General features: G+C 61.3%; 14 protein-coding genes. All 14 read left to right on the forward strand.

What is annotated here, in order from left to right:
* Positions 1 to 6 precede the first annotated feature (6 nt).
* Positions 7 to 1,239 (forward strand): beta-ketoacyl-ACP synthase II, encoded by a 1,233-nt coding sequence (gene fabF, locus ABDB81_RS02180; RefSeq protein ID WP_137923101.1) that lies wholly within the window; start codon positions 7 to 9, stop codon positions 1,237 to 1,239.
* A gap of 255 nt (positions 1,240 to 1,494) precedes the next feature.
* A complete protein-coding gene (gene rpoE / locus ABDB81_RS02185) occupies positions 1,495 to 2,094 on the forward strand; it encodes an RNA polymerase sigma factor RpoE (protein ID WP_137923100.1) in 600 nt (199 codons plus the stop codon).
* 104 nt (positions 2,095 to 2,198) lie between these two features.
* Positions 2,199 to 2,852, forward strand: coding sequence for an RseA family anti-sigma factor (locus tag ABDB81_RS02190; RefSeq protein ID WP_137923099.1), 654 nt, complete (start codon positions 2,199 to 2,201; stop codon positions 2,850 to 2,852).
* Positions 2,853 to 2,860: 8 nt separating this feature from the next.
* Positions 2,861 to 3,937, forward strand: coding sequence for a MucB/RseB C-terminal domain-containing protein (locus tag ABDB81_RS02195; RefSeq protein WP_137923098.1), 1,077 nt, complete (start codon positions 2,861 to 2,863; stop codon positions 3,935 to 3,937).
* 134 nt (positions 3,938 to 4,071) lie between these two features.
* A complete protein-coding gene (locus tag ABDB81_RS02200) occupies positions 4,072 to 5,559 on the forward strand; it encodes a DegQ family serine endoprotease (protein ID WP_346809574.1) in 1,488 nt (495 codons plus the stop codon).
* A 249-nt stretch (positions 5,560 to 5,808) separates the two neighbouring features.
* Positions 5,809 to 7,602 (forward strand): translation elongation factor 4, encoded by a 1,794-nt coding sequence (lepA, locus tag ABDB81_RS02205; protein WP_137923096.1) that lies wholly within the window; start codon positions 5,809 to 5,811, stop codon positions 7,600 to 7,602.
* A 48-nt stretch (positions 7,603 to 7,650) separates the two neighbouring features.
* Complete coding sequence (gene lepB / locus ABDB81_RS02210) at positions 7,651 to 8,547, forward strand: signal peptidase I (protein ID WP_137923095.1); 897 nt, start codon at positions 7,651 to 7,653, stop codon at positions 8,545 to 8,547.
* 51 nt (positions 8,548 to 8,598) lie between these two features.
* Positions 8,599 to 8,997, forward strand: coding sequence for a DUF4845 domain-containing protein (locus tag ABDB81_RS02215; RefSeq protein ID WP_346809577.1), 399 nt, complete (start codon positions 8,599 to 8,601; stop codon positions 8,995 to 8,997).
* A gap of 4 nt (positions 8,998 to 9,001) precedes the next feature.
* A complete protein-coding gene (rnc, locus tag ABDB81_RS02220) occupies positions 9,002 to 9,772 on the forward strand; it encodes a ribonuclease III (protein WP_137923094.1) in 771 nt (256 codons plus the stop codon).
* Positions 9,769 to 10,707: a GTPase Era gene (gene era, locus ABDB81_RS02225; RefSeq protein ID WP_137923093.1), complete on the forward strand. Its 939-nt coding sequence runs from the start codon at positions 9,769 to 9,771 to the stop codon at positions 10,705 to 10,707. Before rnc ends, era begins: the two co-directional genes overlap by 4 nt.
* A 5-nt stretch (positions 10,708 to 10,712) precedes the next feature.
* Positions 10,713 to 11,597, forward strand: a complete 885-nt coding sequence (gene recO / locus ABDB81_RS02230) for a DNA repair protein RecO (protein ID WP_160472714.1) — start codon at positions 10,713 to 10,715, stop codon at positions 11,595 to 11,597.
* A gap of 25 nt (positions 11,598 to 11,622) precedes the next feature.
* Positions 11,623 to 12,405: a pyridoxine 5'-phosphate synthase gene (gene pdxJ / locus ABDB81_RS02235; protein WP_137923091.1), complete on the forward strand. Its 783-nt coding sequence runs from the start codon at positions 11,623 to 11,625 to the stop codon at positions 12,403 to 12,405.
* The gene (acpS, locus tag ABDB81_RS02240; RefSeq protein ID WP_137923090.1) at positions 12,402 to 12,830 is read left to right on the forward strand and encodes a holo-ACP synthase; all 429 of its coding nucleotides are present in this window, start codon (positions 12,402 to 12,404) and stop codon (positions 12,828 to 12,830) included. The genes pdxJ and acpS overlap by 4 nt, the downstream gene beginning before the upstream one ends.
* A gap of 6 nt (positions 12,831 to 12,836) precedes the next feature.
* Entirely contained in the window at positions 12,837 to 13,886 is a 1,050-nt protein-coding gene (gene nagZ / locus ABDB81_RS02245) for a beta-N-acetylhexosaminidase (protein WP_137923089.1), read from the forward strand.
* Positions 13,887 to 13,899 lie beyond the last annotated feature (13 nt).

Consider the following 13,899-nt stretch of genomic DNA (forward strand, 5'->3'; position numbering starts at 1 on the left):
AACATAGTGAGCCGTCGTCGCGTCGTCGTCACTGGGCTTGGCCTTGTGTCTCCGGTCGGAAACACGGTTGCCGAAGGCTGGGCTAACCTGGTTGCCGGCAAGTCCGGCATTGCCACCATTACCAAATTCGATCACTCCGCTCTGGCAGTTCATTTTGCCGGCGAAGTGAAGGGCTTTAACGCCGAGGACTATATCCCGGCGAAGGAAGCCCGCCACATGGATACGTTTATCCATTTCGGCATTGCAGCCGGGTCTCAGGCGCTGAAGGATAGCGGCCTGGAGATTACTGAAGAGAATGCGGACCGTATCGGCGTGCTCGTCGGTTCGGGTATCGGCGGCCTGCCGATGATCGAGGAAACACAGATCGAGCTGTCGAACCGTGGTCCGCGCCGTATTTCGCCGTTCTTCGTGCCGGGCTCGATCATCAACATGATTTCGGGCCATCTGTCGATCATCCACGGCATGAAGGGACCGAACCTTGCCGCCGTGACGGCCTGCACGACTGGCCTGCACAGCATCGGACTGGCTGCGCGCCTGATCCAGGCTGGCGACGCCGATGCCATGCTTGCTGGTGGTGCGGAGTCGACCGTGTCGCCGCTCGGTATCGGCGGTTTCGCCGCTGCGCGTGCACTATCGACGCGTAACGACGATCCGGCCACGGCTTCGCGTCCGTGGGACAAGGATCGCGACGGCTTTGTGCTGGGCGAAGGCGCCGGCGTGATGATGCTCGAGGAGTACGAATCGGCCAAGGCACGTGGCGCCCGCATCTACGCTGAACTCGTTGGCTTCGGCATGAGTGGCGATGCGTTCCACATGACGGCGCCGAGCACCGACGGCCCGCGCCGTTGCATGGCAGCTGCCATCAAGAATGCCGCTATCAACGTCGACGAGGTGAACTACCTCAATGCACACGGTACGTCGACGCCGCTGGGCGACAAGAACGAAAGCGAAGCCATCAAGCTCGCCTTTGGCGATCATGCCTACAAGATGGTTGTCAATTCGACCAAGTCGATGACGGGCCACTTGCTGGGTGGCGCTGGTGGGCTGGAGTCGGTCTTCACGGTGCTGGCGATCCACAATCAGGTTTCGCCGCCGACGATCAACATCTTCAATCAGGATCCCGAGTGCGACCTGGACTACGTGGCCAACACGGCGCGTGATATGAAGATCGACGTCGCAGTGAAGAACAACTTCGGCTTCGGCGGCACCAACGGCACGCTCGTGTTCCGCCGCATCTGATCCGTCGCGACGACATTGCCAGAGCACCGGGGCTTTCCGCAGGGATTCGCCCCGGTTTCTCTTTGCGGCGGTGCGATGGCAGCGTTGATCGGGTTGCACGCGGTGCAACCGGGTTGGAATGCGCGGGAACCAATTTGCGTAGTTGCGGTCACAGAATGCGCTCTGCGATACCCGCGCATGGACCGATCGTAGGTAAAATACAACGCTTGTCGTTACGACGAAACCAAGAGATACACTGCAGCAGGTGAACCATTCGTGAGCGAACGCGAAGCCGATCAGCTTCTTGTTGAACGCGTCCAGCAGGGCGACAAACGGGCCTTTGAATTGCTGGTGGTGAAGTACCACCGCAAGATCATTCGCCTGATTTCGCGCCTTGTCCGTGACCCCGCCGAGGTGGAGGATGTGGCGCAGGATGCCTTTATCAAGGCGTACCGCGCCTTGCCCCAGTTCCGGGGGGAATCCGCCTTCTACACATGGCTGTACCGTATCGCGGTCAACACTGCAAAGAACTACCTGGCCACCCAGGGACGACGCCCCGAAGCGTCCAGCGACATCGATGCCGAAGAGGCTGAAACTTTTGCGGACGGTGAGCAACTAAGGGATATCAATACGCCGGAGTCCATGCTCCATACGCGCCAGGTTGCCGATACGGTGAACCGCGCAATGGAAGCGCTGCCGGAAGAATTACGCACTGCCATCACGCTGCGCGAAATCGAAGGTCTCAGCTATGAGGAGATCGCGGAGGCGATGGGGTGCCCGATCGGGACGGTGCGCTCGCGGATTTTCCGGGCGCGCGAAGCGATCGCAGATAAATTGCGGCCCCTGCTGGGAACGGCGGAGGGCAAGCGGTGGTAGTGAGAATGTCGTGCAGCCAGCGTTGCAGCCTATTCCTGCATCGATAAACGACAGCAGTAGTGACGGGATTTATCGGTGTTCAATGGAATTTCTTGGGGTTGGAAATGGGTCAGGCTCATAAGCAGTCGGTTCATGTAGTGGAAGCAGCGGAGCAGGTCTCCGTCCTGATGGATGGCGAACTCGGTGCGCATGAAGTCGATGCGGCGCTGGGCATTGCCAAGGGCGAAGCCGGCATGGCCGACTGGTCAATGTACCAGTTGATCGGTGATACGCTGCGTTCCGAGGATCTGGCGCACGCCGGGTCCACTGGTGACTTTCTCTCGCGTTTCTCCGCCCAGCTCGAAGCCGAGCCGCACGTGTTGGTGCCGGCGGTTGCCGCTGCAGGGCGACACCGCATGCTGGTGCGTCCGTCGTGGGTGCGCCGTGTCGTGCCGGGCACGGCAATCGCCGCGGCTGTGGCGGCCGTCAGCTGGGTTGTCGTACCGCAAATGCGTGGCACGACCGACGGCGGTGCGCCGGATGCCATCGTGGCCCGCGTCGACCAGCAGCCTGGTGCAACCGTGAAGGCGGGCGCACCTGCCGTCAATGCAGGCGGGATCGTCACCGTGTCTGCAGACAGCGCCCAGATGATTCGCGATCCGCGCCTTGATGAGTACCTGCGCGCGCACCGCACGTCCGTGGCAACCGATGCCTTTGTGCCGACCATGCGCACAGTGGCCAACGGTGCCAATTTCTCCCAGGATAATTCGCAGGAATAATGCCGGACATGCAGAAAGGACGGTCGTCCGCCAACGCAGCGGGCGTGCGCGGAAAGAGGGGCCTGAGCAGGTCCTTTTTTCTGGCCCTGTGCCTGACCGCTGCCGCCGCAACGGCGCAGCCGTCTGAAAATACGTTGAACCGGCGCGATGCCACCGCGTGGCTGAACAAGATTCACCGCGCGGCGCAGCGTGAGAATTATGTCGGCACGCTGATCTACCAACGCGGTAGCGTCATGCATGCTTCGCGCATCCAGCATTACAGCGATCTCACGAATAACGAATACGAGCGGCTGGAAACGCTGGATGGCAAGCCGCGCGAGGTGCTGCGACAGAACGATGTCGTACACAGCCTGATTCCCGAGGCCAAGCTGGTAGTCATCGAGAAGCAGGAAGCCAAGGATCGCTTCCCTGCGTTGCTGGCCACGACCAAGAGCGATGTGCTCGATCTCTACGACATGCGCAAGCTCGCGGCCGAGCGTGTGGCTGGCGTTGAGTGCGAAGTGTTCGCGCTGGAGCCGCATGACACGGCGCGTTACGCCGTACGGCTGTGGGCCGACAAGAACTCGGGTCTTCTGATGCGTGCCCAGACGCTGGGCGAGGGTGGCAAGGTGCTCGAGCAGGTTGCCTTCTCGCAGGTGGACATTGGTGTGCCGTCCGACAAGCAGCGGATTCTTGGTGCCATCAAGGGCGCCAGCTCCTGGAATCGCTACGAGGTCACCTACCAGCCGGCCAATATCGCCGACGAGGGGTGGTCGATCAACACCCCACTCAAGGGCTTCCAGAAGATTCGCGAAGTTCGTCGTCCGCTGGGAGAGTTGCGTGCGCCGACGCCGGGCAGCAAGTCCGGTGCGATGTTCGAGGTGTTGCAGGTGGTCTATAGCGACGGCCTCACCGGCCTGTCCGTTTTCATCGAACCCGTTTCGGAACAGCGCGCGCGTCGTGAAGGTGTGGCGTCCCTGGGTGCCACGCAAGTCGTGGTGCGGCGGGTGAATGATTTCTGGGTAACTGTGGTGGGAGAGGTGCCCGCCGCGACGGTGAAGCAATTCGCGGCCGGCGTGGAGTATCGCCCGCCCAAGGTACACTGACCAGAATCTGGCTTGGCTGCGAAGGGCAACGCACTCTTCGCCGGCCTGCCAGGCAGCAGGGCTCGCAGGCACTTCCGCGTGAAGTCTCCTCGCGACGCAACCGTTTCTCGCTGATTTTCCCGGGAGTTCGTTTCATGATTTCCAGATCCCCAGCTGTGGCGCGGGCCATGGTCATGTGCGCCATGCTTGCGCTCGGACCAGCCATTTCCGAGGTCGGGCACGCGCAGGCGGCAGCCTCGAACTACAACCTGCCTGATTTCACGGACCTGGTGGAAAAGGCGAGTCCCGCCGTGGTCAATATCCGCACGACCGAGCGCGTGCGCTCGCGCGGCGGCAATACCCCGGAAGATGATGAGATGGCGGAGTTCTTCCGCCGCTTCTTTGGCGTACCGATGCCAGGCGCGCCGACGCCGCCGCGTCGTGGCCAGCCGCCCCAGGGGCAGGGCGAAGAGCAAAGCCGTGGCGTGGGGTCCGGGTTTATCACGAGCCAGGATGGCTACGTGATGACCAACGCCCACGTGGTGGCAGACGCCGAGACCATCTATGTCACGCTGCCGGACAAGCGCGAATTCAAGGCCAAGCTGATCGGTTCCGACAAGCGTACTGACGTTGCCCTGCTGAAGATCGAAGCAACGGGATTGCCGCGGCTGACGCTCGGCGACTCCGACAAGATTCGGCCAGGTGAGTGGGTACTCGCCATTGGTTCGCCGTTTGGGCTGGATAACAGCGTGACTGCCGGCATCGTGTCGGCCAAGGGCCGTGATACGGGCGACTATCTGCCGTTCATCCAGACCGATGTCGCAGTGAACCCCGGCAACTCGGGCGGTCCGCTGATCAACCTGCGCGGCGAAGTCATCGGCATCAATTCGCAGATCTACAGCCGCAGCGGTGGCTACATGGGCATTTCCTTCGCGATTCCGATTGACGAGGCCCTGCGCGTGACCGAGCAACTCAAGGTCAGTGGCAAGGTGACACGTGGCCGGATCGCCGTGGCGATCGGCGACGTGACCAAGGAAGTGGCGGATTCGCTGGGCCTGGGGCGGGCGCGTGGCGCGCTTGTCGGCAGTGTCGAGCCGGGTGGGCCTGCCGAGAAGGCGGGCATTGAAGCCGGTGACATCATCCTGAAGTTCAACGGCCGCGATATCGAAAAGGCTTCGGATCTCCCGCGCATGGTCGGCGATACCAAGCCCGGGACGCGGGTGCCGCTGCAGGTATGGCGCAAGGGCCAGACGCGCGACGTGCAGATCACGGTGACCGAACTCGAGCCCGATGCCGCGCGAACTGCGGCGCGCAAAGGGGACAAGCGTGGCAATAGCGCCGAGGAGCAGCAGTCGGCAAGGCCGAATGCTCTCGGCTTGATCGTCAATGACATTGCCGAAACCCGTCTGCGCGAGTTGAAGATCAAGGGCGGTGTCGAAGTGGAATCCGCGGACGGTCCTGCTGCCCGTGCCGGAATTCGTCCGGGCGACATCATCTTGCGGCTCGGCGATGCCGATGTAGCGAATACCCGCCAGTTCAACGACATGGTCAAGAACCTGGACAAGAACAAGATGGCGGCGGTGTTCGTACGTCGGGGAGATGCCACCCAGGTGCTGACGTTGCGTCCGAGCCAGACTCGCTGATCGCCTGGACGTTTCCCTCAGTGCCAGGATGCGCCGGACCTCCGTCCGGCGCATCTCGTTCCGATAGGTGCTTCACCCGGCACGTCCACGTTACGGTGGACGCGCGCGGGGTGATCATTTCGTGCGCCGGAAGTCCTTGAAAATACGGTAAAATCGCGGATTGGCGCAATTCCTGCGCTCCACCTTCCTGCCGCGCCCGCCGTCCTCCGTGACACCGCCGGGCACCGCCTGCGTTTCCCAGAAGACTAGATGGACCATATTCGTAATTTCTCGATCATCGCCCACATCGACCACGGCAAATCCACGCTGGCCGATCGGATCATTCAGCGCTGTGGGGGGCTGTCGGATCGGGAGATGGAAGCACAGGTGCTCGACTCGATGGATATCGAGAAGGAGCGCGGCATCACGATCAAGGCACAGACCGCGGCGTTGAGCTACAAGGCGCGCGATGGCAAGGTCTACAACCTGAACCTGATCGACACCCCGGGACACGTGGACTTCAGCTACGAAGTCAGCCGTTCTCTGTCGGCGTGCGAAGGCGCGCTGCTGGTGGTGGACGCGTCGCAGGGCGTGGAAGCCCAGACCGTCGCCAATTGCTACACGGCCATCGAACTGGGCGTGGAAGTGGTGCCCGTGCTCAACAAGATCGACCTGCCGTCGGCGGACCCCGATAACGCGAAGCAGGAAATCGAGGATGTCATCGGCATCGATGCCAGCGAGGCTACGCTGTGCTCGGCCAAGACTGGGCTCGGCGTGGAAGACGTGATCGAGGCGATGATTGCGCAGGTGCCGCCGCCCAAGGGCGATCCGGCTGCACCGCTCCAGGCGTTGATTATCGACTCGTGGTTCGACAACTACGTGGGTGTCGTGATGCTTGTGCGCGTGGTCAACGGCACGCTGCGTCCCAAGGACAAGATCCTGCTGATGGCAACCGGCGCACAACACCTGACCGAACAGGTGGGCGTGTTCTCGCCGAAGTCTGTCCAGCGTGACGAACTGACCGCCGGCCAGGTGGGCTTTGTCATTGCCGGCATCAAGGAACTGAAGGCCGCCAAGGTCGGTGACACGATCACCACGCTGGCACGCCGCGCGGAGGCGCCGCTGCCCGGTTTCAAGGAAGTGAAACCGCAGGTGTTCGCCGGTCTTTATCCGGTGGAAGCGAACCAGTACGAGGCGCTGCGCGAATCGCTGGAAAAGCTGCGATTGAACGATGCCTCGTTGATGTTCGAGCCGGAAGTTTCGCAGGCACTCGGTTTCGGGTTCCGCTGCGGCTTCCTTGGCCTGCTGCACATGGAAATCGTGCAGGAGCGCCTGGAGCGCGAATTCGACATGGACCTGATTACAACCGCGCCAACCGTGGTTTATCAGGTGCAGATGCGCGATGGTTCGGTGGTGACCGTCGAGAATCCGGCCAAGATGCCGGATACGACCCGGATCGACGCCATCCTCGAGCCGATCGTGACGGTGAATCTGTACATGCCACAGGAATATGTGGGCTCTGTGATCACGCTGTGTACGCAGAAGCGTGGCTCGCAGATCAACATGAGCTACCACGGCAAACAGGTGCAACTGACGTACGAAATTCCGATGGCGGAAATCGTGCTCGATTTCTTCGATCGCTTGAAGTCGGTGTCGCGCGGGTATGCGTCGATGGACTACGAGTTCAAGGAATACCGCCCGTCCGACGTGGTCAAGGTGGATATCCTGATCAACGGCGACAAGGTCGATGCGCTGTCCGTGATCGTCCACCGTTCGAATTCGCAATATCGCGGTCGCGAGGTCGCGGCCAAGATGCGAGAGATCATTCCGCGGCAAATGTACGACGTGGCCATTCAGGCGGCCATCGGCGTGAATATCATCGCCCGTGAAAACGTGAAGGCACTGCGCAAGAACGTGCTGGCCAAGTGCTACGGCGGCGATATTTCGCGTAAGAAGAAGCTGCTGGAAAAGCAGAAGGCCGGCAAGAAGCGCATGAAGCAGGTGGGGACTGTGGAAATCCCGCAGGAGGCTTTCCTGGCCATTCTGCAGGTGGACGATAAATAAGCGCGCGTTTCCGGCGAATACAACAACACGACATCACTCCGAGCCGTCATGAATTTTGCACTGATCCTTTTTGTGCTGGTGGTCATTACGGGCATTGCCTGGGTTGCCGACAAGCTGGTATTCGAACGTCAACGCCGCAGCACGGCCCAACTGGCGCTCGCGGAGTTCGATGCGCAGCGGCAGTTGCAGGCGGCAACGGGCAGCCCGGAGATTGATCGGTCGCGTGCCAAGCTTGCCGAAGAGAAGCTGCGGCAGCCGTGGTGGCTCGAATATTCGGCCAGTTTCTTTCCGGTCATCCTGGCAGTGTTCGTGCTGCGCTCGTTCGTGGTGGAGCCGTTCAAGATTCCGTCCGGCTCGATGATTCCCACGCTGTTGATCGGTGACTTCATCCTGGTCAACAAGTACAACTACGGCATTCGTCTGCCCGTGGTGAACAAGAAGGTCATTGACATTGGCGAACCGCAGCGCGGCGACGTGATGGTGTTCCGTTATCCGAAAGATGAGTCGCTCGACTACATCAAGCGTGTGATCGGCGTGCCGGGCGACGTGGTGCGTTACGAGAACAAGAAGCTCACGATCAACGGCAAGCCAGCGGAGTACACGCAGTTGCCCGATTATCTCGACGAGGAGCGGTTGTCATATTCCAGGCACTTCCTCGAGACGCTGCCAGGCGGCGTCCAGCACGGGATTCTTAACGATGCTGACCGGCCCGCGTTTATCGCTGGCGCCGATCCGGATTTTCCGTTCCGCGATAACTGCACTTACAATCAGCTGGGGCTGACCTGCAAGGTGCCGGAAGGCCACTATTTCGTCATGGGGGACAACCGTGACAACAGCCTGGATTCCCGGTATTGGGGATTCGTGCCTGACAAGAACATCGTCGGCCGCGCATTCATGATCTGGATGAATCTGGGCAATTTCGGGCGCGTGGGGTCGTTCAAGTAAGTCCTGGCAGTCTCACGCAGCGCAAAACACTCAAAAACGAGGGCAGCGCAGATGGGTCAAGAAATTTGGTTTCGGGGAAGCCGGGGTTGTGCCCGTGCTGGCGTGACGAAAAAATCACGTGGCTTTTCGATGGGATCGCTGCTGGTGATTCTCCTCCTCATCATCGCGGTGGCAATCCCCGCGCTGAAGTCGATACCCAGCGTGATGGAATATTTTTCGGTCAAGCGTGCGGTGAATTACGCACGGGACAATTCCAGCAACCGCAAGGAACTGGCCGCGAGCTTCGACAAGCAAGCCTCGATCGACGATATCCGGTCGATCCATGGTGAAGATCTGGATATTACGGAAGACGATACCGGGCGGATTCGCTCGATTGGATTCGAGTACCGGACCGAGGTGAAAATCTACGGTCCATTAAGCTTTTTGATTACCTATTCGGGAACGCAGTAACGACATGACCTTCGACGCCTTGCAGCAACGTCTCGGCTACCGATTCAGCAAGCCCGAATTGCTGCAGCAGGCGCTCACGCATCGCAGCCATAGCGCCAATCACAACGAGCGCCTGGAGTTCCTGGGCGATTCGGTGCTGAATTGCGCCGTGGCCGACATGCTGTACGGCATGTTCGGCAAGTTGGACGAAGGCGATCTGTCGCGCGTGCGGGCCAACTTGGTCAAGCAACAGGCGCTCTACGAGATTGCGCAGATGCTCCAACTCTCAGAGGTGCTGCGTCTGGGCGAGGGTGAGTTGAAGAGCGGCGGTTTCCGCCGCCCATCGATTCTCGCCGATGCGCTTGAGGCGATTGTCGGTGCGGTGTTCCTGGACGCGGGATTCGATGCCGCCCGCGCATTGATCCGCAAGTTGTATATCCCGATTCTGGAGCAGGTGGATCCGCGCACACTGGGCAAGGACGCCAAGACGCTGCTCCAGGAGTACCTGCAGGGCCACAAGATCGCCCTGCCGCAGTACAACGTCATCGCCACGCACGGTGCGGCTCACAGCCAGCAATTTGAAGTCGAGTGCATCGTGCCTAAACTGGAGGTGCGCGTGTTTGGCACCGGCGCCTCGCGGCGTGCGGCCGAACAGGCGGCGGCCAAGCTGGCGCTGGACGAAGTCCAGAAGCTCGTGCCCCAGTTGCTCAAGCGCAGCCGCGCCGAGCGTACGGGCAAGACACGCAAGCAGCCGGTGCCCCCGGATCCCCAGTTGTCTCTCAGGTTGAAGGAATGACCGATTCTCTCCCTCCGTCGCAGCAAGCGGCGGACACTTCCGGTGCCCCGGCATTTCGTTGCGGCACCGTGGCCATCGTTGGCCGTCCCAATGTCGGCAAGTCCACGCTGATGAATGCGCTGGTCGGCCAGAAAGTCAGTATCACGTCGCGCAAGGCGCAGACAACGCGCCATCGGATAGTGGGTATCCAGACCACGGACGACGCACAGTTCGTGTTTGTTGATACGCCAGGTTTTCAGACTCGCCATGCCAGCGCGCTGAACCGCACGCTCAATCGTGCTGTTACGTCGACGCTCTCGTCGGTGGATCTGGTGCTGTTCGTTGTGGAAGCCGGGTATTTCGGCGCCGATGATGAAAAGGTGCTGTCGCTGCTGCCGAAGAACACGCCGGTGCTGCTGGTGTGCAACAAGCTCGATCGGATCGGCGAAGGCCGCACCGAAGTGATGATGCCGTTCCTGGAGCAGATGGGGCAGCGCTTCCCGTTCACGGAAGTGGTGCCGATGTCGGCCAAGACACACGATCACATCGAGCGCTTGCTGGCCATCATCCGTCCTTATCTGCTCGAAGGCGAGCCGATGTACGACGTGGATGCCATGACCGACCGGAGCGAGCGCTTCCTGGCATCGGAAATCATCCGCGAGAAGGTGTTCCGCTGGACGGGCGACGAACTCCCTTACACAAGCACGGTGATCATCGACAAGTTCGAGACCGAAGGGCGCCTGCGTCGGATTTTCGCGACGATCCTTGTCGAGCGCGACGCGCACAAGGCCATGATCATCGGTAACAAGGGTGCCAAGCTCAAGCAGATCTCCACCGAGGCACGCCTTGACATGGAAAAGTTGTTCGACGGCAAGGTCTACCTGGAAATGTGGATCAAGGTAAAGAGCGGCTGGGCCGATAACGAAGCCGGGTTGCGGGCCTACGGCTACGAGTGAGCAAGATGCCTGACGTGCGCCGCGCCGCCGTGCCGCGGGCGCGCAGTGCCGATCCCATTGCCGAGGAGGCTGCCGAGGTGCTGGAGTCCGGCGTAGGCGGAGCCTTGAGTCCGGCGGTCGTGGCTGGCCGGGAAATGATGGATCGCGCCATGCGCATCGTGCCGGCCCGCTCGGAATTGCGGGTCAGCAACGAGGCCGGATTTGTGCTGCACGCGTATCCGTATCGCGAGACAAGCCTGATCCTTGATGTGTTCACGCGTGACCATGGACGCATGGCGATGGTGGCCAAGGGCGCCAAGCGTCCGCATTCGGCGTTGCGCCCGGTGCTCCAGCATTTTCATCCAATCTCGATGTCGTGGACCGGGCGCGGCGAGGTCAAGACCCTCACGAAGGCCGAGTACGTGGGCGGCATGTTGCCGCTGGCGGGCGATGCCCTGCTGTCAGGTTTCTATCTCAACGAATTGCTATTGCGATTCTGCCCTCGCGAGGATTCGCATCCCGCACTGTTCAAGCACTACATGATCACGCTGACGCGGCTGGCGCATGGCGAATCGGCCAGCCTCGTGCTGCGCAGCTTCGAGCGTGTGTTGCTGCAGGAAACCGGTTTCGCCGTGGCGTTTGACCAGTGCGTGAAGAGTGGCGAGCGTGTGCAGGCAGGGTTCGACTACGTCTACCAGCCTGAACGGGGCGTGCGGCGTGCGCATGCAAGCGATCCGTCGAGCTGGCCGGTGGTGGCGGGCCAGACATTGCTCGACATGGCGCAGGACGATTACTCGCGCGCGCAGACCGCAGCGCAAAGCCGCGCGCTGATGCGGTTTCTTCTGCATTATTATCTGCAGGGCGAGCCGCTCAAGACGCGCCAGATCCTGATTGATCTGCAATACCTTTGATATTCATTTTTTCGAGCAAGCCGGCATGATCTTCCACGCGAATCCCGGGGTCATCGACCTGGGCATCAATATCGATCACGTTGCCACGCTGCGCAATGCGCGCGGCACGGTCTATCCCGATCCGATCCAGGCTGCGCTGCAAGCCGAAGAAGCTGGCGCGGACCTGATCACCCTGCATCTGCGCGAGGATCGCCGGCATATCCGCGACGCCGATGTGTTCGCGCTGCGCCCGAAGCTGGCCACGCGCATGAACCTGGAGTGCGCCGTCACCTCGGAGATGCTCGACATTGCCTGTCAGGTCAAGCCGCAGGACGTCTGCCTCGTGCCCGAGAAGCGCGAGGAAGTGACCACGGAAGGCGGACTCGATGTGAAGGGCCACTTCGAACAGGTCAGCGCGGCATGTCGCCAACTGGCCGATGCGGGTATCCGCGTTTCGCTGTTCATCGATGCGGACCCGGAGCAGATTGCCGCTGCCGCTGCGTGCAAGGCGCCGGTGATCGAGATTCACACGGGCCGATACGCGGAGGCTCACACGCCCGAAGTGCAGGATGTGGAGTTCCGTCGCGTCGCCGAAGCCGTGAATGCGGGGCAGAAGCATGGCCTGATCGTTAACGCAGGGCATGGTCTGCACTACACCAACGTTCAGCCGATCGCGGCGCTGCCTGGCATCAAGGAGCTGAACATTGGTCATGCAGTGGTTGCCCATGCCGTATTTGTCGGCTGGCAGAATGCCGTGCGCGAGATGAAGGCGATCATGGTGGCTGCTCGCCTGGGTACGCGCTATCCGGTGCCGGGGCAAGCCGCGTGATCTACGGTGTCGGCACCGACATCATTCAGATTGATCGCGTGCAGGGCGTAATGGAGCGCACGCGCGGTCGATTTGCCGAGAAGGTGCTCGGCCCACGCGAACTCAAGGTCTATCACGCACGCAAGGCGCGCTCGGAGAAGCGCGGCCTGGCCTTTTTGGCCACGCGCTTCGCTGCCAAGGAGGCGTTTTCCAAGGCCATCGGCCTCGGTATGCGCTGGCCGATGACGTGGCGCGCGATGGAGCTGCTGAACCTGCCCTCGGGCGAGCCCACGCCGCAATGCACGGGCGAATTGGCCGACTGGGTGCGGGAACGCGGCTTGACCATCCGTGTCAGTGTCAGTGACGAAAAAGACTATGCGGTCGCGTTTGCGATCGCGGAGCAGACCAGCGTGTCCGGTCTGTTGCCTGAAACCGCCTCGAACTGAATCGATATGAACAAGAAAGTGACTGGCAAGCATCCGGGCCCGGTAGTGCTCGACGTGGTGGGAAAGAAGCTCAATGCCGAGGACGCACGACGCATCGCACACCCGCTGACCGGCGGCGTCATCCTGTTTGCGCGCAATTTCGAATCGCGCGCACAGTTGACTGCGCTGACGCGCGCGATTCGTAACGTCCGGGACGATGTGCTGATCTGTATCGACCATGAAGGTGGTCGCGTGCAACGTGCGAAGACCGATGGATTCACGCACCTCCCGGCCATGGCGAAGCTCGGCCAGCTATGGGACCGCGATGTGCTTCTGGCCACCAAGGCCGCTATCGCCTGCGGGTATGTACTTGCAGCCGAACTGCGCGCCTGCGACATTGACCTGAGCTTCACGCCCGTGCTCGATCTCGATTTTGGCCGTAGTGGCGTGATCGGAGATCGCGCGTTCCATGCGGATCCGCGCGTGGTCACCATGCTGGCCAACCACCTGACGCATGGCCTGCTGCTTGCTGGCATGGCCAACTGCGGCAAGCACTTCCCTGGACACGGTTACGTGGAGGCGGATTCGCATGTGGCTGTGCCGGTCGACGAGCGTCCGCTTGAGGAGATCCTGGCACACGACGCCCGTCCCTATGACTGGATGGGTCCGGCGCTGGCTTCGGTCATGCCGGCGCATGTCATTTATCCGAAGGTCGATCCCAACCCCGCCGGCTTCTCGCGTTTCTGGCTGCAGGACATCCTGCGTGCGCAGCTTGGTTTCGAAGGTGTGATTTTCAGCGACGACCTCAGCATGGAAGGTGCCAGTGTGGCCGGCAGCGTTACGCAGGGCGCGCGCGCCGCGCTAGATGCCGGCTGCGATATGGTGTTGATCTGCAACAACCCCGATAAGGCCGACCAACTGCTGACGGAGTTGGATACGCCGGCCAGCAAGGCATCGCAGCGCCGCATTCGGAAGCTGTTCGGTCGACGCAAGCCGCTGGACTGGAACAAGCTCGAGCAAGAGGGCGAGTACCGGGCGTCCTTGCGGTTGTTGAAGGAGTTGGCGCTGATCGCCTGAGGCACTCAGGCGA

This window comes from Cupriavidus sp. DL-D2 (assembly GCF_039710735.1).
In the GTDB taxonomy this organism is placed as follows: Bacteria; Pseudomonadota; Gammaproteobacteria; order Burkholderiales; family Burkholderiaceae; genus Cupriavidus.